The organism is Pseudoclavibacter sp. RFBA6, assembly GCF_002931575.1.
GTDB lineage: Bacteria > Actinomycetota > Actinomycetes > Actinomycetales > Microbacteriaceae > Pseudoclavibacter > Pseudoclavibacter terrae.
Genome location: NZ_PSUA01000015.1, coordinates 355,306 through 381,086, shown reverse-complemented (window position 1 = coordinate 381,086; position 25,781 = coordinate 355,306). Strand labels below are relative to the sequence as shown.

Annotated in this window: 23 protein-coding genes and 1 tRNA gene; 16 read left to right on the top strand and 8 right to left on the bottom strand. The window is 68.5% G+C overall.

Annotated elements, in window-relative coordinates:
* Positions 1 to 45 precede the first annotated feature (45 nt).
* The 3 genes from C5C17_RS16520 (at position 46) to C5C17_RS16510 (ending at position 3,439) form a co-directional block, all read left to right on the top strand.
* Complete coding sequence (locus tag C5C17_RS16520) at positions 46 to 1,407, top strand: MATE family efflux transporter (protein ID WP_258066260.1); 1,362 nt, start codon at positions 46 to 48, stop codon at positions 1,405 to 1,407.
* A 173-nt stretch (positions 1,408 to 1,580) separates the two neighbouring features.
* Entirely contained in the window at positions 1,581 to 2,699 is a 1,119-nt protein-coding gene (locus C5C17_RS16515) for a hypothetical protein (RefSeq protein ID WP_104254465.1), read from the top strand.
* A gap of 107 nt (positions 2,700 to 2,806) precedes the next feature.
* Positions 2,807 to 3,439 carry a LysE family translocator gene (locus tag C5C17_RS16510; RefSeq protein WP_104254464.1) on the top strand — a complete coding sequence of 211 codons (633 nt, stop codon included), beginning with the start codon at positions 2,807 to 2,809 and terminating at the stop codon, positions 3,437 to 3,439.
* On the opposite strand, the gene C5C17_RS16505 is transcribed toward C5C17_RS16510, so the two are convergent.
* Entirely contained in the window at positions 3,436 to 4,494 is a 1,059-nt protein-coding gene (locus C5C17_RS16505; RefSeq protein ID WP_146079214.1) for an ECF transporter S component, read from the bottom strand. The genes C5C17_RS16510 and C5C17_RS16505 overlap by 4 nt on opposite strands.
* A 190-nt stretch (positions 4,495 to 4,684) precedes the next feature.
* Here C5C17_RS16505 and nucS point away from each other — a divergent pair, with 190 nt between their 5' ends.
* From nucS to C5C17_RS16485, 4 genes are all read left to right on the top strand, one after another.
* Positions 4,685 to 5,380, top strand: a complete 696-nt coding sequence (gene nucS, locus C5C17_RS16500) for an endonuclease NucS (protein ID WP_104254462.1) — start codon at positions 4,685 to 4,687, stop codon at positions 5,378 to 5,380.
* A 69-nt stretch (positions 5,381 to 5,449) separates the two neighbouring features.
* A complete protein-coding gene (locus C5C17_RS16495) occupies positions 5,450 to 6,217 on the top strand; it encodes an HAD hydrolase-like protein (RefSeq protein ID WP_258066259.1) in 768 nt (255 codons plus the stop codon).
* 49 nt (positions 6,218 to 6,266) lie between these two features.
* Positions 6,267 to 6,749: a DUF3224 domain-containing protein gene (locus tag C5C17_RS16490; protein ID WP_104254460.1), complete on the top strand. Its 483-nt coding sequence runs from the start codon at positions 6,267 to 6,269 to the stop codon at positions 6,747 to 6,749.
* A 17-nt stretch (positions 6,750 to 6,766) separates the two neighbouring features.
* Positions 6,767 to 7,963, top strand: coding sequence for an ATP-binding protein (locus tag C5C17_RS16485; protein WP_208851850.1), 1,197 nt, complete (start codon positions 6,767 to 6,769; stop codon positions 7,961 to 7,963).
* 29 nt (positions 7,964 to 7,992) lie between these two features.
* Here C5C17_RS16485 and C5C17_RS16480 read toward each other — a convergent pair whose 3' ends face one another.
* The 4 genes from C5C17_RS16480 to C5C17_RS16465 form a co-directional block, all read right to left on the bottom strand.
* Complete coding sequence (locus C5C17_RS16480) at positions 7,993 to 8,691, bottom strand: GNAT family N-acetyltransferase (protein WP_104254459.1); 699 nt, start codon at positions 8,689 to 8,691, stop codon at positions 7,993 to 7,995.
* A gap of 101 nt (positions 8,692 to 8,792) precedes the next feature.
* Positions 8,793 to 9,257 (bottom strand): peroxiredoxin, encoded by a 465-nt coding sequence (locus C5C17_RS16475; protein ID WP_181028648.1) that lies wholly within the window; start codon positions 9,255 to 9,257, stop codon positions 8,793 to 8,795.
* Between the two features lie 148 nt (positions 9,258 to 9,405).
* Entirely contained in the window at positions 9,406 to 10,344 is a 939-nt protein-coding gene (locus tag C5C17_RS16470) for a CoA ester lyase (protein WP_244296191.1), read from the bottom strand.
* A 70-nt stretch (positions 10,345 to 10,414) separates the two neighbouring features.
* A complete protein-coding gene (locus tag C5C17_RS16465; protein WP_104254457.1) occupies positions 10,415 to 11,059 on the bottom strand; it encodes a hypothetical protein in 645 nt (214 codons plus the stop codon).
* A gap of 94 nt (positions 11,060 to 11,153) precedes the next feature.
* On the opposite strand from C5C17_RS16465, the gene C5C17_RS16460 reads away from it, so the two are divergent.
* Positions 11,154 to 12,083: an N-acetylglucosamine kinase gene (locus tag C5C17_RS16460; protein WP_104254456.1), complete on the top strand. Its 930-nt coding sequence runs from the start codon at positions 11,154 to 11,156 to the stop codon at positions 12,081 to 12,083.
* 30 nt (positions 12,084 to 12,113) lie between these two features.
* Here the strand turns inward: C5C17_RS16460 and C5C17_RS16455 are convergent, their stop codons facing one another.
* Entirely contained in the window at positions 12,114 to 13,034 is a 921-nt protein-coding gene (locus C5C17_RS16455) for an aldose 1-epimerase family protein (RefSeq protein WP_104254455.1), read from the bottom strand.
* Positions 13,035 to 13,133: 99 nt separating this feature from the next.
* On the opposite strand from C5C17_RS16455, the gene C5C17_RS16450 reads away from it, so the two are divergent.
* A complete protein-coding gene (locus C5C17_RS16450) occupies positions 13,134 to 14,408 on the top strand; it encodes an alpha-amylase family glycosyl hydrolase (protein ID WP_104254454.1) in 1,275 nt (424 codons plus the stop codon).
* Between the two features lie 174 nt (positions 14,409 to 14,582).
* Here the strand turns inward: C5C17_RS16450 and C5C17_RS16445 are convergent, their stop codons facing one another.
* On the bottom strand, positions 14,583 to 16,064 hold the full coding sequence (locus tag C5C17_RS16445; RefSeq protein ID WP_258066258.1) for an MFS transporter: 1,482 nt from the start codon (positions 16,062 to 16,064) through the stop codon (positions 14,583 to 14,585).
* A gap of 231 nt (positions 16,065 to 16,295) precedes the next feature.
* Positions 16,296 to 16,380: transfer RNA gene (locus tag C5C17_RS16440), tRNA-Leu, on the bottom strand.
* A 234-nt stretch (positions 16,381 to 16,614) separates the two neighbouring features.
* On the opposite strand from C5C17_RS16440, the gene C5C17_RS16435 reads away from it, so the two are divergent.
* The 7 genes from C5C17_RS16435 to pknB all read left to right on the top strand — a co-directional run bounded on the left by C5C17_RS16435 (position 16,615) and on the right by pknB (position 25,749).
* Positions 16,615 to 17,325 carry a DUF3662 and FHA domain-containing protein gene (locus C5C17_RS16435; RefSeq protein WP_104254452.1) on the top strand — a complete coding sequence of 237 codons (711 nt, stop codon included), beginning with the start codon at positions 16,615 to 16,617 and terminating at the stop codon, positions 17,323 to 17,325.
* Positions 17,322 to 17,900, top strand: a complete 579-nt coding sequence (locus C5C17_RS16430) for an FHA domain-containing protein (protein ID WP_104254451.1) — start codon at positions 17,322 to 17,324, stop codon at positions 17,898 to 17,900. The genes C5C17_RS16435 and C5C17_RS16430 overlap by 4 nt, the downstream gene beginning before the upstream one ends.
* A gap of 2 nt (positions 17,901 to 17,902) precedes the next feature.
* Positions 17,903 to 19,153 (top strand): Stp1/IreP family PP2C-type Ser/Thr phosphatase, encoded by a 1,251-nt coding sequence (locus C5C17_RS16425; RefSeq protein ID WP_179555463.1) that lies wholly within the window; start codon positions 17,903 to 17,905, stop codon positions 19,151 to 19,153.
* Between the two features lie 79 nt (positions 19,154 to 19,232).
* Positions 19,233 to 20,546: an FtsW/RodA/SpoVE family cell cycle protein gene (locus C5C17_RS16420; protein WP_374953927.1), complete on the top strand. Its 1,314-nt coding sequence runs from the start codon at positions 19,233 to 19,235 to the stop codon at positions 20,544 to 20,546.
* Positions 20,543 to 22,003, top strand: a complete 1,461-nt coding sequence (locus C5C17_RS16415; protein ID WP_104254449.1) for a penicillin-binding protein 2 — start codon at positions 20,543 to 20,545, stop codon at positions 22,001 to 22,003. The genes C5C17_RS16420 and C5C17_RS16415 overlap by 4 nt, the downstream gene beginning before the upstream one ends.
* Positions 22,000 to 23,793 carry a protein kinase gene (locus C5C17_RS16410; protein ID WP_104254448.1) on the top strand — a complete coding sequence of 598 codons (1,794 nt, stop codon included), beginning with the start codon at positions 22,000 to 22,002 and terminating at the stop codon, positions 23,791 to 23,793. Before C5C17_RS16415 ends, C5C17_RS16410 begins: the two co-directional genes overlap by 4 nt.
* A 183-nt stretch (positions 23,794 to 23,976) precedes the next feature.
* Complete coding sequence (pknB, locus tag C5C17_RS16405; protein ID WP_104254623.1) at positions 23,977 to 25,749, top strand: Stk1 family PASTA domain-containing Ser/Thr kinase; 1,773 nt, start codon at positions 23,977 to 23,979, stop codon at positions 25,747 to 25,749.
* Positions 25,750 to 25,781: the final 32 nt, after the last annotated feature.

Genomic DNA, 25,781 nt, shown 5'->3' with positions numbered 1-25,781 from the left:
ACAAGGAGCGCGGCCGGCTTGCCGACGCTCTGCGACAATGACCTGGTGCGCGCATCCGACGGCCCCTCCCCGCGTGACCGCACCGACGCCCGCACCCTCGACCGCAGCATCCTGACGCTCGCGGTGCCCGCGTTCGGAGCGCTCGTCGCGGAGCCGCTGTTCCTCCTCACCGATACGGCCCTCGTCGGCCACCTGGGTGACACTGCGCTCGCCGGCCTCGGTGTCGCCGCGACGATCCTGCACACGGTCGTCGGCATCATGGTCTTCCTCGCGTATACGACGACTCCCGTCGTGGCTCGCCTCCTCGGCTCGGGCGACCGGCCGGGGGCGGTCCGCGCAGGCATCGAGGGGATGTGGCTTGCAGCCTTCTGCGGCCTCGTGCTGCTGCTGATGGGCCTGCCGCTGAGCGCGCCGCTCGTCGGCGTCTTCACGAGCGACCCCGGTGCCATCGAGGCGGCGAACACCTACCTGTCGCTCAGTCTCTGGGGCCTCCCGGCGATGCTGCTCGTGATCGCTGCCATGGGCCTCCTGCGCGGTCTGCAGAACACGAAGGTGCCGCTTGTCGTCGCCATCGCGGGCTTCGCCGTCAACGCGGGGCTGAACGCGGTCTTCATCTACGGGTTCGGCTGGGGCATCGCAGGCTCGGCGATCGGCACGGTCATCGCGCAATGGGGCATGGCCGTCGTCTACATCGTCATCGCGATCCGCGCTGGCCGCGAACTCGGAGTCTCCCTGCGGCCGGGTATCGGAGACCCCCGCATCGTGTTCTCGGCGAATGCGTTCATGGTGCTGCGCACGCTCACGCTGCGCGCCTCCCTCGTGGTGCTGGTGTGGGCCGCGGGGCAGCAGGGGGTGGCGGAGCTCGCGGCACTGCAGATCCTGCTCTCGATCAACAGCCTCATCGCGTTCACTCTCGACGCGCTGGCGATCGCCGGTCAGGCCATGGTCGGTCACGCGCTGGGCGCGGGCGAGACCAAGAGGGTGACGGCCATCTCTCGCCGCCTCAAGCAGTGGGGCTTCTGGTTCGGCCTGATCCTCGCGGTCGTGTTCGCGGCCCTCGCGTGGGTGCTCGGGTACGTCTTCACGAGCGACCCGGCCGTCTTGGCGCTCCTGCCCGTCGGGCTCCTCATCCTCGCCGCCGGCACGCCGATCGCCGGGTTCGTCTACGTGCTCGATGGCATCCTCATCGGGGCCGGCGACGTGCGCTACCTCGCCCTCGCGGGCATCCCGCCCCTGCTGGTGCTCGTCGCGGGGGTCGCGATCGTCCTGCCGCTCGGGATGCAGGGCGCCGCGGGACTCGGGCTGCTCTGGGCTTCCTACGCCGTCGGGACGATGGGCGCACGCGCCCTCGTGCTGGGTGCCCGCGAGCGCGGAACGAAGTGGCTGGTGCCGGGAGCGGCCAGATAGCACGCACACGCCACGGGGGATTTCCGGGATCACCCGCCGGAAACAGGGGAGTTCTCCCCATCGCTCCCCGGGGATTTTCCTGTCATCGTAGGTGAGATGCGGGCCGTCTCAGGCTCGATGGCGCTGTGCACCCCTGACGCCGGCGCCAACAGATCCCCCCCTGGAGTTCCACCATGCGCGCATCCCTTCCCATCGACACCGGTTCGAACGAGAGCCGTCTGCCGTCACGCCGCTCCATCGTCACGGCCGGTGCCTGGAGCATCCCCCTCGTCTCCCTTGCGGTCGGGGCGCCGATGGCGTCGGCGAGCACGACAACCGCCGGATTCGATCTCGCGATCGTCGGCCTCCAGTTCGGCGAGACCCTCCCGCTCTTCACACCCGACTACACGCAGCGCTACTCCTCGTTCACGCCACTGAGCAACTTCGCCGTCGCGAACTACGGCGACGAGCCATCCCCCGCAGCGGGGTTCCGTGCCAGCTACACGGTCGACAACGAGCTCGCCGTGCTCGACCGCGTCGGATATCGCGTCGCCGGTTCGACGGAGCCGACCTACGTCGACGAGGTCGAGACGATCGTCACCGGCACGCGCACCGAGTACCGCTGGCTCGTGCCCGTCTCGGTCCCCGTCAACGAGTCCGAGGACCCGCTGTTCCCAACGGGGGCAGTCGCGCTCGTCGTCGAGTCGACGGTGCTCCTGCGCTACCCGAACGACGCCTACGACCCCGAGAAGCTGGTCGGCGCTCGCGTGAGCGCGACATCCGTCGCGGCCGAGGCGAAGACCGGCAACAACGTGCTGCAGGGTGTGGCCACGACGGACCTGGAACCGGCATCGCCGTACGCGGCGCAGACCGAGGCCACCTTCGAGACGGCACCGCTCGGCACGGGGCCCGCGAGGACGAGCCGTCCGACCTCGGTGAAGATCACGTCGATCGGCCCCAGGCCGCTCCCCGCGACGGGATCGGCGATCGTCAGGTTCGACTCCCGCTCGACGACGACCTTCTCGATCGCGAACGTGCGCCTGAACGGGGCCCAGACGGACGCCTTCCTGCAGAGCGTCACCGCGCCAGAGCGCCAGCCGTGGGTGACCCTGCAGGAGCTGACAGCGGAGCTCGGTGCTCCGCTGGATGCCGGCGACGTCCTCGAGTTCGACGTGATCTACGACGCTCCTGCGGTCGCGGGCTACGACGTCGAGTCGACGGCCGGGCACGCCGGCTTCTCCCCCGCCGACAACAACGACCGCGACCAGCGCACCACCGAGTTCGCGTACGTGTACGGGGTCGTCCCGGCGTAACCGCGGCACGCGCGCAGGTGCGGCCCGTGACCTCCTGCCGCTGGTAGGACCCGCCCGCAGCGCGAGAAGTGCTCGCGCGCCGCCGCAACGGGCGCTAGGTTCGCGTCATGGTCCCGTTCGAAAGCCTGCTCGCCTTCGCCGTCGCGTCGGTGCTGCTCATCCTGATTCCGGGACCGAGCGTGCTCTTCGTCATCGGGAGGTCGATCGCGCTCGGTCGCCGTGCGGGCGTGCTGAGCGTGGTCGGCAACGCGATCGGCATGATCCCGGCGGTCCTTGCCGTGGCCCTCGGCGTGGGCGCGCTTGTCGCGTCGTCGGTGCTCGCGTTCACGATCATCAAGATCGTCGGCGCCGTCTACCTCGTGTGGCTCGGTGTGCAGGCGATCCGGAACCGCAACGCGCATCTGACCGCGGAGACTCCCCGACCCGCGAGCGCCGTCAGGCTCCTCCGGCAGGGCTTCATCGTCGGCAGCACGAACCCCAAGACGATCGCGTTCTTCGTGGCGGTGCTGCCGCAGTTCGTGTCGCCGGGCGCCGGTCCGGCCTGGACGCAGCTCCTCGAGCTCGGCCTCTGCTTCCTGCTGCTCGCCCTCATCTTCGACGGCACGTGGGCGCTCACCGCCGGAACGGCCCGCGAGTGGTTCGCGAAGTCGCCGAAGCGCATCTCGGGCATGTCCGCCACGGGCGGGGCCATGATGATCGGGCTCGGCGGGGTGCTCGCCCTGTCGGGAGCGAAGAGCTAGGCCGAGCCCTCCGGCGCGTCTGCGAGCGGTCGGCGCAATTGGTCGCCGATCCCGGGGATCACCCACCGTGCAGCGATCGACGAGACGGCGACGAGTGCGACGAATCCCGTGATGAGTTTGTCGGCCAGCGAGTTGACGAGGTTCGACCCCAGCACGGCGAGGCCCTGGGGCTGCCCCAGCATCTGCAGCGTCCAGACGATGCTCTCCCCGGCATGGCCCACTCCGCCGTGGAAGAGGCTGAGCAGGATCGGAACCGCGACCGCAGAGCACGACAGCGCGACGAGGATCGTCAGGATGAAGTAGCGAGGGAGCGTCGACGCCATGCCGAAGTGGCGCGCCCCGTAACCCCAGACGAGAGCGCCAACGAGGTTGACGAGCGAGAACCAGATCGAGTGGGGTCCGCTGAGCCACACACCGCCGGTGTTGGTGACGATCGCGACGGCGACGCCAGCCCACGGGCCGACGACGATGGCCGTGACCGCTGTCCCGATCATGTCGAAGAACAGTGGCAGGCGCAGGAAGTTGACGATGAGATGGCCGGCGAGGTTCAACAGGATGCTCGCCGAGATGATGAGGATGATCTGCCGCGGCCCGAGCTGTCGGCGCGTGCGCGCTTCGCTGGAGGTCTGCGTGACAGGTGCGGTGCCCACGGCCAGGAGCCGTCCGCTCAGCTGCTCGCTCGCCGGCTGGGACTGCGCGGCCTCGGCCGGGACGGCATCCGGCCCCTCCGTTCTGGTGCCCTTCGTCGCCGCTTCGACGTGTGCCGATGGGATGGCGTTGCCAGCTCTTGCGACCCACTCTGGGATCGTCGCTGGCGGGGCACCCAGAACTTCCACGATCTCGCCGATGAGTCGCGCGTCGAGCCGAGATCTGCCGGGTCGAAAGGCCTCGAACACCGTGGTCCGGGCGGGACCCGACGCATCGGAGCCAGCGCTGCGACGGTTGGCTTGGATGCGCGAGGCGATCTCCGCGAAGGGCATGCCGCCCGACTCGGCTCGCAGTCGGCGGAGGTCCGCGACGACGACATCGCAGGTCTCCCGATCTGCATCCGCCACGATGAACCTCCCCGCCCAGGCTGAGGGCTGCCTGCCGATCATCACCGTATCAGCGCCGGAAAGCCGGATATCGCGGCCAGGCGCCGACCGACTTCTCGCTCCACCAGCACTGGAAGCCGGTCGCTGGGGTCCACGCCGGACACCGGCGCGCGCGACGGTCCGTCGCGTCTCGACCGATTACCCTCGACGGGTGCGTCTTGTCATTGCGAACTGCAGCGTCGATTACATCGGCCGCCTCACCGCCCACCTGCCCATGGCCCCTCGCGTGCTCATGCGCAAAGCCGACGGCAGCCTCCTCGTGCACTCCGACGGGGGCAGCTACAAGCCGCTTAACTGGATGAGCGCCCCCTGTTCGATCGTCGAGGAGGCACCGGATGCGACCCAGGCGGACGCCGGCGTCACGGCGCTCTGGCGGGTCACGCAGACGAAGACAGGCGACCAGCTGCTCGTGACGATCGGCGAGGTCTTCAGCGACCACTCGCACGATCTCGGCAAGGACCCGGGCCTCGAGAAGGACGGGGTCGAGGCGCACCTGCAGAAGCTGCTCGCCGACCAGATCGACCTGCTCGGTGAGGGCCACGCGCTCGTGCGCCGCGAGTACATGACGGCCATCGGTCCCGTCGACATCCTCGCGCGTGACGCGACCGGCGCATCCGTCGCCGTGGAGATCAAGCGACGCGGCGGCATCGACGGCGTCGAGCAGCTCACGCGCTACCTCGAGCTCATGAATCGCGACCCGCTGCTCGCCCCCGTCTCCGGCGTCTTCGCGGCGCAGGAGATCGCCCCGCAGGCCCGCACGCTGGCTGAGGACCGTGGCATCCGCTGCGTCATCCTCGACTACGACGAGATGCGGGGCGTCGACCCACGCCACATGCGCCTGTTCTGACGGCCCGCCCCGAGCGTTCAGCTGCCTGTCGCCCTCCGCTCGGTTGCTCCTCACTACACTGGCTCGGACATGACGCACACAAGCTCCACTGAAATGACCGGTCCGGTCCCCACCGAACCCCAGCCGATCGAGGTCGTCCAGCCGGCAGCGACGCCGACAACGCGACGAGTCGACCTCGAGCGCGGAACCGGCATCGCCCCGTACACGGCTGTCCTCTGGGACCTCGACGGCACCATCAGCGACTCGGCGCCCGGCATCCTGAACAGCCTGCGCGCCGTGCTCTCCAGCTACGGCCTCCCGATTCCAGGAGACGCCGAGCTGCTGAAGCACGTCGGCCCTCCCATCCACGAGACCTTCGCCGCCTACGGGCTCGACCCGATCGAGGCCACCGAGCGCTACCGCACCATCTACCGCGAGTCGGATTCGTTCATCGGCGACCCGTACCCGGGTGTCCTGCAGGTCATCCGCGATGTGCACGCGGCCGGCATCCCGCAGTCGACGGCGACGAGCAAGCCCGAGAGCTCCGCGGCGGTCATCCTGGAGAGCTACGGCGTCGCCGACCAGTTCCTGACGATCACAGGAGCCTCCGACGACGAGGTGCGCTCGGCGAAGGCCGACGTCATAGAAGAAGCGCTCAGGCGCCTCGACGTCGCCGGTGTCGACCTCAGCAACGTGCTCATGATCGGCGACCGCTTCTACGACGTCCAGGGTTCAGCGGCGCACGGCGTACCGGCCGTCTACGTGTCGTGGGGCTACGGACGCCTGGGCGAGGAAGCAGGCTCGGTGGCGGTCGCGGATTCCGCCGAGCGGCTCCGCGCCTTCCTCGCTCTCGACTGATCCCCGCGGCTCCCGCCCCTTTGTCGGTGCACCGTCGTATCCTCGTGGCATGCGCGTAGAGAGCTCTTTCACGATCGAAGCCTGGGATGCGAACGGCCGTGCCGTCGGCATCGAGACCGCAGCCCCACTCGGGGGTGCGTTCATCGTCCGTGCCATCTCGGGGGGTGACATCGAGGGGCGCAGCGAAGTGCTCTTCGCGGGTGCCTTCAACGAGAAGCACGGGTCCGGCACCTACGTCGCGATCGACGCCTTCGAGGGCACGATCGCCGGCAAGTCGGGCACGCTCGCGTTCTGGCACGCGAACACGGTCGCGAGGGGCCGGCCGGCGGCCGGCGGCGGGCTGCTGCACGTCGTGCCCGACTCGGGAACAGGCGAGCTGGCGGGCGTGAGCGGCACGGGCGAGATCATCGCCCGCGGCGACGACCACACGCTCGTGCTCGAGATCCAGTTCGACGGCACCGACGAGGTCGAGATCGACGGCGAGGTGTTCGCGGGCGAAGTCGAGGCGGGTACGTCCGAGCCCTCGGCCTGATCGGAAAGCGCGGTCCGGTGCCGAAGCAAGCAGGAGGAGCATCCGCGCCCCCCAACCCGTTCACGCCGTCCTTCGGGGTCACGCCACCGCTGCTCGTCGGGCGGTCGGCGATGCTGGCCTCCTTCGAAGCGGCCATCGACGGCACTCCCGGAGAGGTGGGTCGGGCGACCCTCGTCACCGGTCTGCGCGGGGTCGGCAAGACGGTCATGCTCAACGCGCTCGAAGACATCGCGGTGTCGCGCGGCTGGCTCGTCATCTCCGAGACGGCCACCAAGGGGCTCGCGGAGCGCATCACCACCGAGGCCCTCCCGAAACTGCTCGCCGAGCACGACCCGCGGGCCAGCAAGCGGCGCATCACGGGAGTCACGCTGCCGATGAGCTCCGGCGGGTTCATCTCGACCGTCGAAGACCGGCACAGGCCAGTCGCCAACCTGCGATCACAGTTGACCGCGCTCACGGGCCTCCTCGCGCCGAACGGCACCGGCGTGCTCATCACGGTCGACGAGATCCACCGCGGCGCCATCGACGACCTTCGCGAGATCACGACGGTGGTGCAGCATGCCTTCCGTGAGGGCCTCGACGTGGCCTTCGTCGGGGCTGGCCTCAAGCCGAACATCAACGAGCTGCGCAGCGACCGGATGCTCACGTTCCTCCGCCGCGCGCACGTTCAGGAGCTCGGGCAGCTCAGCTACGAGGCCTCAGCACGAGCCCTCTCGGAACCGATCTTCGGCGGGGGTCGAAGCATCGACGACGAGGCGCTCGACTACGCCGTGCGGGGCACGCAGGGGTACCCGTTCCTCGTGCAGTTCATCGGCTCGAAGTCCTGGCAGGAAGCCGGCGGTGCCGAGCGCATCGACCTTCAGCACACGCGGCGCGCTGTCCGCCTCGCGAGGCAGGCGATGGGCCAGTACATCTACGAGCCGACGCTCGCGGCGCTATCCGTCGGCGACCGCACCTACCTCGCCGCGATGGCCAGCGACGACGGGCCCTCGCTCTCGAGCGAGATCCGCCAGCGGATGCGCGCGAAGGCTGGCTACGTGGGCGTCTACCGGCAGCGGCTCATCAACGCCGGCATCATCGAACCGGCGGGGTACGGCCGTGTGCAGTTCACGACGCCCTACCTGCGCGAGTACTTGCGTGAGCACGTGGTGAGCGAGGCGATCGCGCTCCCCCACGGCCGCGCATTCCCTCCCCCGCCTGGCGACGACGAATAGCGAGGCCGAACAGCTCAGCCCAGAGCGGCTCAGGGGACGCGCACGCCCGTGAACGGGGTGGCGCGGCGCAGCTCGAAGCCGAGCTTCTCGTACGCGGCGATGGCGCCCGTGTTGCTGGCTGCGGCGTGCATGAGGGCCTGGTCGCCGCGTTCCTGGATGTGAAAGGCCACGTCGAGCACGAGGCGGGAGGCGAGGCCCTGGCGCCGGTAGTCGGCGTCGGTCGCGACGGCGCTGATCTCCGTCCACCCCGCGGGGTGGAGCCGCTCTCCCGCCATGGCGACGAGCTTCCCGTCGCGGCGGATGCCGATGTAGCGGCCCATCACAGAGGTGCGTGGCAGGAACGGCCCTGGCTGATTCCGCTCGACGAGCGCAAGCATGTCGTCGGCGTCGTCGGCGCCGAGTTCCACGACCTCGTCGTCCGGCCTGGTCTGCAGGCGCGGCGTCTGCACGAGCTGCACGCCTTCACCGCGCCAGGTCTGCGCCCATCCGGCCGGAACCTCGGGGTCTGCGTGCGAGATCGCGAGCTCGGCCCCCGAGCCCAGGAGCTCGGCGATCGCGTCCCAAACGCCCGGCTCGTCCCAGGAGCGCACACCGAGAAACGGCGACACGTCCGCCGGGTATCGCTTGACGAGGTCCCCGCCGATCGCGAGGTGCGCGTGCGCGCCGGTCAGCGAGTGCCAGGCGGGGTTGTCGAGCACAGAGGTGGAGGCGATGGCGGTGTCGGTCATGTGGTCCTCGAGACGGTGGATGTGTCTCCGATTGTCACGCACGTCGGCGCCACTCCCGCGTGGCGTGACCGACCGTTACGGCCGGTTGCCTCGCTGCCTCGTCACACGCCGAGCTGCGAGCGAAGCTCCTGCACGTGACCGTCGGGGTCGACGTCGTACGCGACGTACGACAGCTTGCCCGCCGCGTCGACGATGAAGCTCGAGCGGATCACGCCGGTGCCCGCGATTCCGGCGACGGGACGCTCGCCCCACGCACCCCACTCCATCGCGGTCGCCCCGGAGTCGCTGAGCAGCGAGTACGGGACCTGCTGCTCCTCACCGAAGATCGCGAGTTCTCGCGGCTGGTCCAGCGAGATGCCGAGCACGGTGACACCCGCGCCGCTCAGGGCGTCGAAGTTGTCGCGGAAGTCGCACGCCTGCTGCGTGCACTTGGTCGTGCCCGCCTTCGGGTAGAAGTAGACGACGACGGGCGACCCGGTGAGGTCACTGAGCCGGATGATCTCGCCGTGCTGGTCGGTGAGCGCAAAGTCGGGGGCGCTGTCGCCGACGCTGAGAGTGGTGACCAAGATTGCTCCTCGCTCGGGGATCTGACGTGCAGACTCTAGCGAGCGCGCATCCACGCTCTCCTGGGAACAGCGAACGGGCCGCCTCGCCACCGGTGAACCAGGGGCGGGCGGCCCGCGGGCCTTCAGTCGAGCTTTCGGTCGGGCAGGGCTAGACCTCGACGGTGATGCCGAAGGCCTCGGCGAGGCGCAGGATCTTGCGCGCACGGCCGAGACGGGGCAGGTCGCTGCCGTCGCGGACGACGCCGCCAGCAGCGTCGAAGTCTGCGAGGAACTCGCGGGCCCAGAGGATGTCGCTCGTCTGCGGGCAGATGACCTCGTTGACGACGGCGGTCTGCTCGAGGCGGAGGCAGAGCTTGCCGGTCATGCCGTGCTCGAGCGTCCATTCGGATTCGTTGCGCAGGACGCGGAGGCTCTCGTCGGTGGTCGGTCCGTCGACGGGGCCGGGCAGGCCGGCCGCCTTGGAGGAGACGGTGAGGCGCGAGCGGGCGTATGCCATGGCCTCGCGGGTCGCCCACATGCCGGTGTCGCGACGGAAGTCACCGCTGCCGAAGGCGAGACGGAACGCACCGTCGGCGCGGGCGATGTTCGTGGCTTCCTCGAGTCCGAGTGCCGATTCGATGAGCGGCACGACAGGGATGCGCGCGCCCAGGCGCTGGTAGGTGTTGACGACCTGCTCGGCCTGCTCGGTCTTGGCGAGCACGACGCCGAGGAGTCCGGGGACGCCCGCGAGCTCGTCGACGTCGTCGGCCCAGAAGTCGGAGAGGGTGTCGTTGATGCGAACCCAGGCGGAGTTGCCGGCCTTGAGCCAGGAGATCACGTCGGCGCGCGCGGCGGCCTTGTGCTTCGGGTCGACGGCATCTTCGATGTCGAGGATGACGACGTCGGCGCGGGATTCCGCTGCGGCGTCGAACGCTTCCGGCCTGGACGCCGGGACGAGCAGCCAGGACCTGGCATCCGCCGGCGGCACGACGTGACCGGCTGTTGACTTGGGGTGGGGGCTCGCTGGAACGTTCAGAACTCTCGCCTCATTCATCGACTGGATGCACGGGCCGGCTCGACCACGCACGGCCGCGTTTTCCGCAGCCAAGGTGTGAGCTTAGTACGACGAAACGCCCCGTCCTTCTGCGGACCCCTACAAGAACCTGCCCGGATGCTGATCAGTAGGAGTAGGGAATCAGCCCGAACAGGAGGGAGAAGAGCGCAGGGACGATCATGACGACACCCAGGACGGAGCCCACTGAGGCTGGCATGTTGCGCCATCCGCTGGCGCGCAGCGCGAGCACTCCGAAGACGATGGCTGCCGCGGCGCTCATGATCTGCAGGATGGTCTGCACCGGGTTCAGGACCGAGTAGATCTCGAAGCTCCCGGTGCGCGCGACGATGCTCATGACGAATGAGAGCAGTGTCGTGAGGAGCCACCCGCCGAGCGCGCTCGCGAGCGAGATCATGCCGAAGCGATTGGCCGCGAACGAGAGCTCTTCGCGGAGCGACGAGAAGGTGAGCACGGGACGCGGTGGGGTGTTGCCGGGCTGCGAGTACGCCCCGGGCTGCTGGTAGGACCCCGGCTGCTGGTACTCGCCGCCTGCTTGCTGCTGGTAGCCGGCGGGCTGTTGCGGCTGCTGCCCGTACGCCTGCTGCTGCCCCTGAGCTGCCTGCCCGTACCCGTTGTAGGCGGAAGGTGGGCCGCTCGGCGGCGTTCCGTAGCCGGGGGCGCCCTGCCCGGCGTTCGCCGCGAAGTTCTGCTGCGAGTTCGGCTGGCCGTCGGGCCGCTGCTGCCCGTTCCACTGGCTCGGTGTCGTCATGCCATCACCCTAAGGCTCTTGGCATGCTTCCGGTTCGGGCACCTCTGCCCGGTGCGGGACGGTGCTGTCGCCTGACTGCAATACGATTCGGTGCATGACGACGACGTTCTCCCCAGCGCCCGTTCTTGCCATCGATGCCGGCCAGAGCGGCATCCGCTCGCAGATCGACTCGGGCGAGGTGCGTTCATTCGCCGCGATCCGCACCGACCTGCCGCTGGCGCCGCAGCTCGCGAGCGTCGTCGAGCAGTCGCTGCGGGATTCCGGCCTGACGGGCGTCACCGTGTCCGGAGGCGTATCCGGTGTGACGCATGCGCAGACCGTCGCGGATGAGCTCGCCCTGCTCGTGGAGCCGTTCGGTGTCGCGCGAGTGTTCATCGCGCACGACTCGATCTCCGCGTTCCTGGGTGCGCTCGGTTCCGAGCTGGGCGCGGTCGTGGCGGCCGGCACCGGTGTGGTCACGCTGGCCGTCGGGGAAGAGCGGCTCGCGCAGGTGGATGGCTGGGGGTACCTCGTCGGCGATGCCGGTTCCGGCTATTGGATCGGCCGTGCGGCACTGGACGCGGTCATGCGCGCCTTCGATGGTCGCGGCCCCGAGACGGCGCTGACCGAGGTCGTGCTGGCTCACCACCCGGATCTCCCGAGCATGTACGTGTCCCTGCAGACCAACGAGGGGAAGGTGCGGCACATCGCCTCGTTCGCGAGGTCGGTGGGCGACCTGGCGGAGACGGATGCGGTCGCCGCCGAGATCCTTGCGGCTGCCGGCTCGCAGCTCGCGGCCTCGGTTGCAGCCGGGCTCGCCCGCGTGGGCCTGCCGGGGTCGCGTGACGAGGTGCAGGTGCGCGCGATCGGCAACGTGTTCTCGTCGCCGCACGTGGCAGCGGCGTTCCGCAGCTCGCTGCTCGAGCGCGTCCCTCAGGCTCGCGTGGCGGTGGGCGAGAGCCACCCGCTCGATGGCGCGGCGATGCTCCCCCATCTCGAGCAGGATCACGCCCTCATCGCCTCGATCGGGGTCGTGACGCTCTAGCGTCCTGACGCTCGCCGGCCCTGGGTCTGGCTAGATCGCGAAGATCCGCTGCGAGGTCTCGAGCTTCTCGCCCGGTTCGAGCCAGGCGAGGTCGAGGCCCGAGTTGAAGGCGTCGGGTGCGCAGGTCATGGGCTCGACGGCAACTGCCTGGCGGTCCCAGTCGATGCCGGGCTGGTCGCTCGTGAAGATCTGCACCCAGGGCGCGTCCGTGCCCCAGGTCATGCCGACCCCCGTGCCGTCAGCGGTCGTGAGGGTCACCGTGGCGGTGGTGCTGTCGCCGAAGACGTCGGTGAAGGCGTGGTCGATCTCCATCTCGCCGATGCGTCGCGCCTCGCGGTAGTCGAACGCACCGGCGACCTCCTCGACGGAGACGACGGAGCCGGGGAGCAGGCGCGCGCCGTGCGCGTGCATGAGCTTCTGCGCCGGCGACTGCAGGGTCCAGTCGTCGATCTGCCCTTCGCCGGCGACGAGGTAGGAGTGGGTGGATGCGCCAGCCGGGGCGGTTCCGGCGCCCACGTTGCGCAGCTCGATGGTCGTCGTGAGGCCGCCCTCGCCGAGCTCGAACCTCGTGCGGACCTCGACACGGAACGGGTAGCCGGTCTGCGGCTCGATCGTGGCGGCGAGAAGAACGAAGTCGGTGCCGACGTCCTCCGGCTGGAAGTCGAGCCAGAGGGCAAGTCCGTGGAGGGCGTGCCCGCGCTTCGGCTCGGAGAGCGGAAGCTGCAGCTCCTGGCCGTCGATGCGGTAGCGGCCGTCGATGATGCGGTTCGGCCACGGCGCGAGCGTCGCACCCTTGTACGCCGGCCGCACTTCATCCATGTCGAAGCTGTGCACGAGGTGCCTGCCCTGGTGTGTGAGCTCGCGCAGTGTCGCCCCGATGCTGGAGATCGACGCCTCGTATCCGCCGTGCGAGAGGAAGTAGGAGGAGCCTGAGCGCGGGGTGATCGACATCGGTGGGGACTCCTCGGTGCTGTCAGGGGAAGGACGACTGGCAGTCTTTCACGCCGACTCGGATGGGGCGCTCACAGCCCGCCTCACTAGCCTGAGGCGATGACCTCAGCTCCTCAATCCTGGCCGCAGACCGCGCTCTGGTGGCACGTGTACCCGCTCGGGTTCGTGGGCGCGGACACGACCGGCGGCGACCCGCACGGACCCGTTGAGCATCGCCTCGACCGCATCACCGCCTGGCTCGACGAGCTTGTCGGCCTCGGGCTCAACGGCCTGCTCCTCGGTCCCGTCTTCGCATCGCAGACCCACGGCTACGACACGGTCGACCACCTGCGCGTCGACCCTCGGCTCGGCGACGACGCCGACTTCGACGCCCTCGTCGCCGCGTGCCGCGAGCGAGGCATCCGCGTGCTCCTCGACGGCGTCTTCAATCACGTCGGCCGTGACCATCCCTGGTGGCGCGAGGCGGTCGAGGCCGGGCCGGATTCCGCCGCGGCCGCCAGGTTCGCCAGGGGCTCGGATGCACGCGAGGTCGACGGGCTCACCGTGGATGTGTTCGAGGGCCACGAGGCGCTCGTCGTGCTGAATCATCAGCATCCCGAGGTCATCGAGTACGTCTCCGGCGTCATGGCGCACTGGCTGGAGCGAGGCGCCGACGGGTGGCGCCTCGATGCCGCCTACGCCGTGAGTCCGCTCTTCTGGCGATCGGCGATCGACCCGCTGCGCGAGCGCTTCCCCGACGCGTGGTTCCTGGGCGAGGTCATCCACGGGGACTACGAGGGATACGTCGCCGACTCGGGGCTCGACTCGGTCACGCAGTACGAGCTGTGGAAGGCGCTGCGCTCGTCCGTGCAGGAGCAGAATCTCTTCGAGCTCGACTGGTCGCTGCAGCGCCACAACGACTTCGTGGCGCACTTCCTGCCGATGACGTTCCTCGGCAACCACGACGTGACGCGCATCGCGAGCGCCATCGACGACGAACGCAACCACGCCGCGGCCATCGCCATGCTGTTCTTCTTCCCCGGAGCCCCCAGCGTGTACGCGGGTGACGAGCGCGGGCTCGAAGCGGTCAAGGAGGAGCGCGAGGGTGGAGACGACGCCATCCGCCCGGAGTTCCCGGCCGACCCTGGCGAGTGGCCTGAGAACCCCTACTCGCATGCCCACCGTGACGCGGTCGCGTTCCGGCGCCAGCACCCGTGGCTCGCGACGGCGAGCATCCGCTCGGAGGATCTCTCGAACACGGCGGCGCTCTTCATCGCCGAGGGTGCTGACGGCGAACTCGCGAAGCTCGCGGTCAACCTCGGCGATGACGCTGTGCAGCTCGGCGGCCGGGGGGTCGGTGGCCACGGCCTCGAGCGCTGGAGTGACGCCGGCTAGCTGCCGCGGCCGGCCACGGAGCTCAGGCCTGCGTTCAGCTGAATCGCTGACCAACATCAGTGCAATTGCGAGCCTCGGGCGCGCATTTCGCGCCAGAACGCCCGATATCGCACTGATGTTGGTCAGACTCGAAGGCAACGCCCCGTGCCTCGCCCTGCTGGAGCCCGAACGGACTCAGTGCATGGAGACGAGCGTGTCCTGCCCTTCAGAGTCCTGCTGCACGAGCGGGCGCTCCTTGGTGCCCCTGATCATGAACCCGGCGATGAGCGCTGCGATGAGCATGGCGCCAGCCGCCGCGAGGAACACTGCTGAGTACCCGTTCGTGAAGGCCTGCAGCTGAGGTTCGCCGGCTTCGAGACCTGCGGCGGCCGCGTTCGCGTAGAAGACGGTGAAGACCGAGAGGCCGATCGAGCCGCCGATCTGCATGGAGGAGTTGACGGTTGCCGCCGCCGCACCGGCGTCGTGCGGTTCGACTCCCGTGAGCGCGAGGTTCTGCAGGGGCACGAAGATCATGGCGAGGCCCATGCCGAGCAGCACGAGCCCCGGCAGGATGTGCGTGAGGTAGCTGCCGTCGACGGTGACGCCTGAGAGCAGCAGCAGCCCGCCGGCCACGATGATCGGGCCGACGATCATGAAGGGTCGGGGTCCGAACTTCGGGAGCAGGCGCGCGCAGACGGGCACGCAGGCGAGGATGACCACCGTCATCGCGACGTTCGCGAGCCCGGCGACGAGTGGCTCCATGCCCATGACGATCTGCAGGTGCAGCGCGAGGTACATGGTCGCGCCGATGAGCACGCTGCCGATGACGGCCTGGATGAGGAATGCTCCGCCGCGAACCCGGTCGAGGACGACTCGGAGCGGGAGCAGCGGCTGGGCGACGCGCGTCTCGATCCACACGAAGGCGGCGAGCAGCACGACCCCGAGCGCGAGGAAGCCGATGGTGCCGAGCGAACCCCAGCCATCTTCGGCGAGGCTGAAGCCGTAGACGAGCGAGCCGAGGCCGAGCGACACGGTGAGCGTTCCCCACAGGTCGTAGGTGTTGTCGCCCCCTGCCTTGCTCTCCTTGAGCACGATGAGCGCGCCGATGACACCGGCGATGACGAAGAAGACGTTGACGAGCAGGCACCACCTCCAGCTGGCGAATTCGGTGAGCGCCCCGCCGAGGACGAGCCCGACCGCTGCGCCGCTTCCGCCGATGGCGCCGAACACGGCGAAGGCGGTGGTTCGGTCCTTGCCCGACGGGAAGCTGACCGTGAGCAGGGCGAGCGCGGCCGGGGCGAGGAGTGCAGCGAACAGTCCCTGCAGGCCGCGAGCCAGGATGAGGTCGAAGGCGTTCTGCGCGAAGCCGCCGTAGACGGAGGCGGCGCCGAAGCCGATCATGCCGACGAGGAAGGCGCGCTTGCGGCCCCAGTAGTCGGCGATGCGGCCGCCGAGAAGAAGGAGCGCGCCGAAGACGAGTGCGTAGGCCGTGACGACCCACTGGCGCTGCACATCGGTCAGGCCGAGGTCGACCTGGGCCTGCGGCAGGGCGATCGTGACGATCGTGCCGTCGAGGACGACGACGAGCTGGGTGAGCGCGAGCACGGCGAGTGCCCACCACTTGGAAACTGTGCGTGGCGCGGATGCGCGGGTGACGGAAGACGCGTCAAGAGACAAGAAAACCCTCCAGGTTCTCAAAAAGCGAGTGCTGGAGGTTTCAAGCCTCGGACCGAGGACGTCGCCGCCTCGACCTACCCGAGCGGCGACGCTCGACAGATCGGCAACTGTAGCAAGACTTGCGAGTCCACATAAGTGCTGGCGCGTCAAGCCGCTGCTGAACGACAGAACCCCCGGAACCGAAGTTCCGGGGGTTCTGTGCTCCCGATGCAGGCGACCTGCTCTGGATGCTGGTGCGCGAGGGGGGACTTGAACCCCCACACCCGAAGGCACACGGACCTGAACCGTGCGCGTCTGCCAATTCCGCCACTCGCGCCAACCTCCGAGAGATTACCAGACACTTCCCCCGTCTGCGAAACCGACGCGTGGATGCGCGCCGGGGAACCCCGCCAACATCGCCGTCTGAGCCGACCGATTGGACCACGGAAACCCCATTGGCCGCCCACAGGAAGGCGCTCGAAGTCGGACATCCAGCCCAGTGCCGTTAGCATGAAACAGATTCGCGCCACCCGGTGCGGGCTGCGGCGTGCCCTTGAGAACCAGGAGTCATGTGGGAATCCTCGACAGATTTGAGCGTGGGCTCGAGCGTGTCTTCAACGGTGCGTTCGCGAAGACCTTCCGCTCTGGGCTCCAGCCCGTCGAGATCAGCGCTGCGCTGAAACGCGAGATGGACACCAGGGCGTCGGTCGTCACGCGCGACCGCGTGCTCGTCCCGAATCGCTTCAACGTGCAGATGTCGCAGGTCGACTACACGCGCATCTCGCAGATCGCCGGCATCCAGGATGAGCTCATGCGCGTCGTCGAACAGCATGCGGCGAAGCAGGGCTACCAGTTCTCCGGCGGGCTCAGCATCAAGTTCCTGGAGAACGACTCGCTCTCCGAGGGGCGCATCGAGGTCGATTCGCGCAGCGTTCAGGGGCAGGTCGCCTGGGCGCCGATCCTCGACGTCGACGGGGAGCGCATCCATGTGGGGATCGGCTCCACCGTCATCGGTCGAGGCTCGGAGGCTGACATCACGATCGCGGACACGGGTGCCTCCCGCAAGCACGCGGAAGTCGTGTGGGACGGGAAGCGTGCGGGCATCCGCGATCTCGGCTCGACGAACGGCACGAAGGTCAACGGCCGATCCATCTCGCAGGCGGGTCTCGAGCCCGATTCGACGATCCAGATCGGTCGTCACCGTATTGTGTTCCGGGTGATCCCCCAGGCCGACCCGAGTGACGACACCGGGTACCTCCCTCGACAGGGAGGCAGAACATGACCAGTGAACTGACCCTCCTCGTCCTTCGCCTCGCCTTCCTCGCGGCGCTCTGGATCTTCGTCTTCTCCGTCATCTACTCGCTCCGCAGCGACCTCTTCGGTACGCGCTCCTCCGCGTACAAGCAGGCGATGGAGAAGTCCCGCCAGCAGGTCTTCGCCTCGGCAGACGACGACAGTGCGCCAGCCCCGGCGGCACCGGCTCCCGTCCGAGCGCAGGCGCCCAGCGACCCGACCGAGGCGGTCCAGCGTCCATCCACCCCTGTGCCAAGCGCATCCGCACGCTCCGAACGGCCGAGCAAGCTCGTCATCACCTCCGGCCCGAAGCGAGGCACCGAGCTCACCCTCCGCAGCGAGCCGCTCTCGATCGGCCGCTCCGGTGACTCCGACCTCGTCATCCAGGACGACTACAGCTCGACGCACCACGCGCGCCTCCTGCTCTGGAACGACGCGTGGATGGTCCAGGACCTCGACTCAACGAACGGCACGTACGTGAACGGCAAGCGAGTCTCGCAGCCGACCCACGTTCCCATCGGCACCCCTGTCCGCATCGGGACGACGACGTTCGAGCTGCGATAGGCATGCTGGTCATCGCGCGCGCCGGCGCCGTGTCACACGTCGGCAAGGTCAGGAGCAACAACCAGGACTCCGGGTTCGTCGGAACCCACCTGTTCGTCGTGGCCGACGGCATGGGCGGACACGCGGGCGGCGACGTCGCGAGCGCGATCGCCGTCAAGCACTTCGCCGAGAACGACGAGCAGTACGCGGGCACCGACGACGCCCAGCACGCCATGACGGAGATGCTGCTCGATGCGAACTCGCTCATCGCGGGGGCGGTCGAAGAGCACAGCGAGCTTCGCGGCATGGGCACGACGGTGAGCGCCCTGAGCCTCGTCGGCGAGTCCCTGGTGCTCGCCCACATCGGCGACTCGCGGGTGTACCGCTTCCGCGACGGCTCCCTCGTGCAGATGACGGTCGACCACACGTTCGTGCAGCGACTCGTGGATGCTGGCCGCATCACGCCGGAAGAAGCGCTCACGCATCCGAGACGCTCGGTGCTCATGCGTGTGCTCGGCGACGTCGAGACGCGACCCGACGTCGACACCGAGGTGTTCGACATCCAGGAGGGCGACCGCTGGCTGCTCTGCTCCGACGGCCTCTCCAGCTACGTCGACGAGTCGCAGATCGAGCGGACGCTGGCTCGCATGGACGAGTCGAGCCGTGAGATCAGCGATGACCTCGTGCAGCTGGCGCTCGACAACGGGGCGCCGGACAACGTGACGGTCGTGCTGCTGGAGATCGGAACGGCACCGCTCGAGCCGATGAAGACGCGTGTCGTCGGCTCGGCTGCGAACCCGCTGCGCTACTCCGCGAACCTGCAGAAGCGCAGCAACCAGATCATCCCGTCGATCCTGCATCCGCTGCGCCGTCCCGCGCCTCGCCCGCAGGACGAGGAGTTCGTGCCCTTCAGCGACGAGGCACTCCAGGAGCTGATCGCCGAGGACAAGCGTCGCAAGCGCGTCCGGCAGTTCTCGTGGCTTGCCGCCTCCATCGTCTTCATCGCGGCAGTCGCCGGTGCGGGCCTCTTCGCCTACAACTGGACGCAGCAGCAGTACTACGTCGGCGAGAACGTCGGCTACGTCGCCATCTACCAGGGCGTTCAGCAGGGCATCGGACCGATCACGCTGCACGAGCTGACCGAGACGACCGACATCAAGATCTCCTCACTGCCCGAGTACCAGCAGTCGCAGGTCGACAGAACGATCAGCGCCGGTGACCGCGAGGCGGCCAACGAGATCGTGGAACGGCTTCGAGATGCCGTCCCTGAGTAGCCCGTTCCGGAGCGGGGCCCGCGAGCAGGCGCCCGTCGTGCCTGGCGCACCCCGCAAGACAGGCCAAGGGCTCCGCAACATGGAGCTCGGCCTGCTGGTCTTCGCCTTCATCATCAACTTCTCGGCGCTGCTGCTCGTGCAGCTCGGCGTGCGCGGCACCTTCGACTTCAACGTCGTGACCCTCTCGGCCATCATCGGGGCCCTCACCCTCGGTGTGAACATCGTCCTGCGCTTCCGTGCTCCTGGCGCCGACCCCTTCATCCTGCCTATCGCGGCGGTGCTCAACGGCCTGGGCATCGCGATGATCTACCGGATCGACCTCGGCAACCCTGACCTCGAAGGCGTCTTCTGGACTCCGTCGACGCAGCAGATCGTGCTGACGATGCTTGCCGTCGGCGTCGCCATCGCCGTGCTCATCGCCCTGAAGAACCACCGGGTCCTGCAGCGCTACACGTACGTCTTCATGGCCGTGGCCATCGTCCTGCTCCTGCTGCCGCTCATACCCGGCCTCGGGCGAACCGACGTGGCTGCGCGCGTGTGGATCAGCATCGCCGGCTTCTCGTTCCAGCCCGGCGAGATCGCGAAGATCGCCCTGGCGATCTTCTTCGCCGGCTATCTCGTGACGGCGCGGGACTCGCTCTCCGTCGTCGGCAAGAAGTTCCTGTGGATGCGCTTCCCGCGCATCAGGGACCTGGGCCCGATCCTGGTCGTCTGGGCCGTCTGCATGGGCGTGCTCGTCTTCCAGCGCGACCTCGGCACCTCGCTGCTCTACTTCGGCCTGTTCCTCGTCATGGTCTTCGTCTCGACCGGTCGCCTGTCGTGGGTGCTCATCGGCCTCGGCCTGTTCATCGGCGGTGCGCTCATCGCGGCCAACACGCTCGGCTACGTCGAGTTCCGAGTGCACGCCTGGCTCGACCCGTTCGACCAGGAGATGTACGACGCCGACGGCGGCAGCTTCCAGCTCGTGACGGGCCTCTTCGGCCTCGGAGCCGGCGGCCTCATCGGCAAGGGGCTCGGCTCCGGCAGCCCGGGCACGACCCCCCTCGCGTCGAGCGACTTCATCATCGCGGCCATCGGCGAGGAGCTCGGCATGGCCGGCATCTTCGTCGTACTGCTGCTCTTCGTGATCTTTGTGGCCCGCGGGTTCCGCATCGGCCAGCAGGGCGTCGACGACTTCGGCCGCCTCCTCGCGACCGGGCTCGCGTTCACGATCGCCCTGCAGGTGTTCGTCGTCGCGGGCGGCGTGATGCGGGTCATCCCGCTGACGGGCCTCACGATGCCGTTCATGGCGGCCGGCGGCTCGAGCCTGCTCGCCAACTGGATCATCGTCGCCATCCTGCTGAGACTGAGCGACACCGTGCGTAACGTGCCGACGGAGGCGATCGACGAATGAGCAAGAACATCCGCCTGGTCGGCGTCCTCGTCATGATCATGTTCATGTCGCTGTTCGTGGCGTCGACCAGCATCCAGGTCTTCCAGGCCGAGACGCTGCGGGACGACCCGCGCAACAGCCGCACCCGCGAGGAGAGCTTCGAGATCCAGCGTGGTCCGATCCTCGTCAACGGCACCCCGATCGCGTCCTCGACCCCCGTCGACTCGGAGTACAAGTACCAGAGGCTGTACGAGAACGGCCCGCTGTACGCAGCCGTGACCGGGTACTACTCGGTCGACGGGGCATCGACGGGACTCGAAGGTGCACTCAACCCCGAGCTCTCCGGCAACAGCGACACGCAGTTCTTCCAGGGCCTCGAGCGCCTCTTCACCGGTCAGGACCCGGCAGGCGCTGCCGTCGAGACGACGATCGACCCAGTCGCGCAGCAGACGGCCGCGGATGCACTTGGCGAGCTCAAGGGCGCGGTCGTGGCGACCAACCCTGCGACGGGCGCGATCCTCGCGATGTACTCGACACCGACCTACGACCCGGCGTCGATGGCGAGCCACAACCAGACGAGCGTGCTCGAGGCGTACAACGCGCTGCTGGCCGACCCCAACGATCCGCTCAGCAACCGGGCCATCGGCGGCAACATGAACCCGCCAGGCTCCGTGTTCAAGCTCGTGGTCGCCGCTGCCGCGCTTGAGGACGGCCTCGCGACCGCCGAGTCGCCGCTGCCCAACCCCGCGACCCTCACGCTCCCCGGCACCAACGTCTCCGTGAACAACCCCTCAGCTGGTGCGAAGTGCGGCAGCGGCGACACGACGAATCTCCGCATCGCCCTCGAGCAGTCCTGCAATGTCCCGTTCGCGCAGCTTGCCATGGACCTCGGGGCGGAGCGCGTGCGCGAGATGGCTGAGGCCTTCGGCTTCAACCACGAGTTCGAGGTGCCGATGACGGCGAGCGCCAGCACGTATCCGACCGCACTGGAAGACGACGCGCAGCTCGCGCTCACGGGATTCGGCCAGTTCGACGTGCGGGCGACTCCACTCCAGTTCGCAATGATCTCTGCGGCAATCGCCAACGGCGGCGAGGTCATGAACCCCTCGCTTGTAGAGAGCATCCAGACGCCGACGTTCCAGGAGATCCAGGGGCCCGAGATCTCGAGCTTCGGGCGTGCCATCAGCGAGGAGACTGCGGCATCACTCCAGTCGATGATGGAGGGAAGCGTGAACTCGGGCGTCGCCAGTAATGCAAGAATTGACGGGATCAACGTGGCTGGGAAGACAGGGACCGCGGAGAACGGCGAAGGCGAACCGTACTCGCTGTGGTTCACAGGATTCGCCGAATCAGGCGATACGCAGATCGCGGTCGCGGTAGTGCTCGAAGACGGTGGCGGAATGGGACAGTCTGGGACGGGCAACGGCCTGGCGGCGACGATTGGGCAGCAAGTGATGAAGGCGGTGCTGAGCAGATGAGACCAGCTGCAGGTGTTTCGTTCGGAGACCGGTACAAGCTGAGCTCGCGCATCGCCATCGGCGGTATGGGCGAGGTCTGGGAAGCGACCGATCAGGTGATCGGTCGCACCGTGGCGATCAAGATCCTCAAAGACGAGTACATGGGCGACCCGGGCTTCCTCGAGCGCTTCCGTGCCGAGGCGAGGCACGCCGCCCTGGTGAACCACGAGGGCATCGCCAACGTGTACGACTACGGCGAGGAGAACGGCTCCGCCTACCTCGTCATGGAGCTCGTGCCCGGCGAGGCACTGTCGACCGTGCTGGAGCGCGAGCGCGTGCTCCCTCCGGACCAGGTCATGGACATCGTCTCGCAGACGGCTCTCGCCCTGCACGCCGCCCACAAGGCCGGTCTCGTGCACCGTGACATCAAGCCCGGAAACCTGCTGATCACCCCAGACCGCCGGGTGAAGATCACCGACTTCGGCATCGCGCGCATCGCCGACCAGGTTCCTCTGACGGCGACTGGTCAGGTCATGGGCACCGTGCAGTACCTCTCGCCGGAGCAGGCGTCGGGTCACGCGGCGAACCCCGCAACCGACATTTACTCGCTCGGCATCGTCGCCTACGAGGCACTCGCGGGGCGGCGTCCATTCACTGGCGAGTCGCAGGTCGCGATTGCCATGGCCCACATCAACGACGAGCCTCCTGCGCTGCCGGTCACGGTGCCAGAGCCCGTGCGCAACCTGGTACTCGCCGCGATCGCCAAGAAGCCGGACGACCGCCCGGCGTCGGCCGAGGTCTTCGCCAGGGCTGCTCGTGCGCTCCGCGACGGCAACGTGACCCGCGCGGCTCAGGCCGTGCCGGCCGTCCTCGGGCTCACCGCCGCTGACGAGGTCGGCGACGCGACCGCCCCGCTCGACCGCACGGCGGTCATGGATGAGGGTGCGCGCACCACGGTGCTCGGCACCGCCGCGGGCACCACCGAGGTCATGAAGGACGACTTCGACACGCTCATCGGCGGCACTCCCGTCGAGGGTGAGGAGCAGTCGGATGCACTCGTCTCCCCTGCCACCGACGAGCGGAAGAAGCCCGCGGCGTGGGTCTGGGTGCTGATCGGCGCGATCGTGCTCTTCGCGGCTGCGCTCGCCTGGTTCGCCGTCGCGCTGCTGAACAGCAATGCTCCTGCCGAGACGACGCCGCCGCCGACCGTTGCAGAGACGACTGCTGTGGAGACCCCACCGGAGGAGCCGACCCCGTCGGTCAGCACCCCGACCACGGTCTCCATCGCGCAGGGTGACTTCATCGGCCTCGACTACGACACGGCCGCCACTCGCATCTCCGAGTTGGGACTGACCCCGGCCCGTGCCGTCGGACCCGTCGCGACGAACCCGGACGACGTCAACACGGTGACCGCGGTCAGCCCGACCGGCACCGTCGACCTCGGTTCGACCGTGACGCTCACGGTCTACGACAGCATGGCGACGCCGAACACGCCGACGACCGCGCCCACGGTCACCGTCAACGCGGCCGGAACGCAGGCCAGCATCAGCTGGCCCTCGTTCCAGTGCCCTCCTGGTCAGAGCCTCTCAAGCTACAACGTCAACGTGTCGGGTGCCGAGCTGCAGTCTGACCCCGGAACCGCGACCACGGCTACGGCCACGGTGAGCGAGGGATCGTCGATCGTCGAGGCCTCGTACAGCGCGACCTGCGGCTCGGGGAACACCAGCGCCGATTCACCCACTGGTTCCGCGACGGTGCCGCAGCCTTCGCCGCCGGCCACAACGGAGCCCACTCCTACCCTCGGCGGCTGACCCAGCGACCCGGAGCTCGGTGGCGCGAGGCAACGAATTCGCTCAACTCCATGCATGCACATGAAACGTGCGGTTCACAGCAGCGATGGCACCGTTCACCCATTCCGGGCGAGATAAGATCGGCAGACTAACGAGGCTTGAGCTTGGTGGACACCGCCAAGGGGAGAGGAGCTTGCTTCCGTGATGCAGGGCGAACGCACGCTCGCAGGCCGATACGACATCGGCCGGCGAATTGGTCGTGGAGGTATGGCTGAGGTCTACCTCGGGACCGATGAGCGGCTCGGCCGACGCGTCGCCGTCAAGCTCCTCAACACGCAGCTCTCGGGTGAGCCCGACTTCCGCTCGCGCTTCCGCCAGGAGGCGCAGGCCGCCGCGCGAATGACGCATCCGACGATCGTGCGCGTCTTCGATGCGGGCGAGGACACGTTCGTGCGCGCCGACGGACACGAGCTCGTCGTCCCCTACATCGTCATGGAGTACATCGAGGGGCAGCAGCTCCGCGATGTCATGGCTGGCGCTCCCCTCGCCGACACGCAGATCCACGAGTACATGACGGGCATCCTCACGGCGCTCGAGTACTCGCACCGTGCTGGAGTCGTGCACCGCGACATCAAGCCGGGGAACATCATGATCACGCCGGAGGACACGGTCAAGGTCATGGACTTCGGCATCGCCCGAGCCATCTCCGACACCGCGGGCACGATCGCGCAGACCACCGCCATCCTCGGCACCGCCTCGTACTTCTCGCCAGAGCAGGCCAAGGGCGAGAACGTCGACGGGCGAAGCGACCTCTACTCCGCGGGCATCGTGCTCTACGAGATGCTCACGGGCAAGGTCCCCTTCCAGGGTGACTCGGCCGTCGCGGTCGCCTACCAGCACGTCACCGAGCGCCCGATCGACGCGAACGAGATCAACCCGAAGGTCTCGAAGGCCATGAACGCCGTCGTGAAGCGGTCGCTCGCGAAGAGCCGCGAGGACCGCTACCAGTCGGCCTCCGAGTTCCGCCGTGACCTCGACCTCGCCGCTCAGGGCATCATGCCGGCCTTCGCGACGAAGGTGGAGGACGACGACCGCACGCAGCTGTTCGGCCCGGCGCCCTCCGGTGTGAGTGCGACGGAGTCTGCGTTCAACTCGCTGTCCGAGACCGATGACCGAGCACCCCAGGTGCAGCGTCGGCCTCCGGCGATGTGGATCTGGGGCGCAGCGGCGCTCCTCGTGGTGGTCATCGTCGCGGTCAGCATCTGGGTCTCCCAGCTGCCGCAGGCAGGTCAGCTCCCCGACACGAGTGTCGATGTGCCGGATGTCGTCGGCGAGCAGTGGGACGCGGCGCGCACGACGCTCGAGGAGGTCGGTCTGACTCCGGTGCGCGAAGCCCAGACCAGTGACGATGTTCCCGAGAACGAGGTCATCAGCACGACTCCGGGATCCGGACTCAGCGTCTCGCTCGGTCAGGAGATCACGGTCGTGGTCTCGACGGGACCGTCGGCGGTGACCATGCCTGACATCAACGGCATGACCGTCGAGCAGGCGACGGTTGCCCTGCAGGGTGCCGGACTGAGCGTCGGCCAGATCACCTCAGAGGACTCCCCGACCGTCGCAGCGGGCACGATCGTGCGCAGCGACCCTGCGGGCGGTTCGAGCGTCGCGGCGGCGTCCAGCGTCAACCTCGTGACCTCTACGGGCAACGTCGCGCTGCCTGACCTCCTCGGACAGCCGCTCGAGTCGGCGACGGCGACCCTGCGAGAGCTGGGACTCCTGGCCGTCGTGAAGCAGGACCCTGGGTGCCTCGCGGTCGAGGGAAACCCGATCGTGAACATGTCGGTCCCTCCTGGCCCCGTCGCCCAGCACTCGCAGGTCGAGGTCACCTACTGCACGTCGGAGCCCGCGCCGACACCGACGACGCCAGCTCCCGACGCCACGCCGAGCGGTGAGCCGTCGACGCCTCCGGAGGATTGATCCGCGCCCCGCACGCACCTTGAACGGAGTCG

Excerpts from the sequence above, each read along its gene's own strand:
- C5C17_RS16410 (WP_104254448.1), top strand. The coding sequence starts at position 22,000 with ATGAGACCAGCTGCAGGTGTTTCGTTCGGAGACCGGTACAAGCTGAGC.
- C5C17_RS16455 (WP_104254455.1), bottom strand. The coding sequence starts at position 13,034 with ATGTCGATCACCCCGCGCTCAGGCTCCTCCTACTTCCTCTCGCACGGC.
- C5C17_RS16450 (WP_104254454.1), top strand. The coding sequence starts at position 13,134 with ATGACCTCAGCTCCTCAATCCTGGCCGCAGACCGCGCTCTGGTGGCAC.
- C5C17_RS16430 (WP_104254451.1), top strand. The coding sequence starts at position 17,322 with ATGACCAGTGAACTGACCCTCCTCGTCCTTCGCCTCGCCTTCCTCGCG.
- C5C17_RS16465 (WP_104254457.1), bottom strand. The coding sequence starts at position 11,059 with ATGACGACACCGAGCCAGTGGAACGGGCAGCAGCGGCCCGACGGCCAG.
- C5C17_RS16495 (WP_258066259.1), top strand. The coding sequence starts at position 5,450 with ATGACGCACACAAGCTCCACTGAAATGACCGGTCCGGTCCCCACCGAA.
- C5C17_RS16425 (WP_179555463.1), top strand. The coding sequence starts at position 17,903 with ATGCTGGTCATCGCGCGCGCCGGCGCCGTGTCACACGTCGGCAAGGTC.
- C5C17_RS16515 (WP_104254465.1), top strand. The coding sequence starts at position 1,581 with ATGCGCGCATCCCTTCCCATCGACACCGGTTCGAACGAGAGCCGTCTG.
- C5C17_RS16510 (WP_104254464.1), top strand. The coding sequence starts at position 2,807 with ATGGTCCCGTTCGAAAGCCTGCTCGCCTTCGCCGTCGCGTCGGTGCTG.
- C5C17_RS16420 (WP_374953927.1), top strand. The coding sequence starts at position 19,233 with ATGGAGCTCGGCCTGCTGGTCTTCGCCTTCATCATCAACTTCTCGGCG.
- C5C17_RS16480 (WP_104254459.1), bottom strand. The coding sequence starts at position 8,691 with ATGACCGACACCGCCATCGCCTCCACCTCTGTGCTCGACAACCCCGCC.
- pknB (WP_104254623.1), top strand. The coding sequence starts at position 23,977 with ATGCAGGGCGAACGCACGCTCGCAGGCCGATACGACATCGGCCGGCGA.
- C5C17_RS16460 (WP_104254456.1), top strand. The coding sequence starts at position 11,154 with ATGACGACGACGTTCTCCCCAGCGCCCGTTCTTGCCATCGATGCCGGC.
- C5C17_RS16490 (WP_104254460.1), top strand. The coding sequence starts at position 6,267 with ATGCGCGTAGAGAGCTCTTTCACGATCGAAGCCTGGGATGCGAACGGC.
- C5C17_RS16415 (WP_104254449.1), top strand. The coding sequence starts at position 20,543 with ATGAGCAAGAACATCCGCCTGGTCGGCGTCCTCGTCATGATCATGTTC.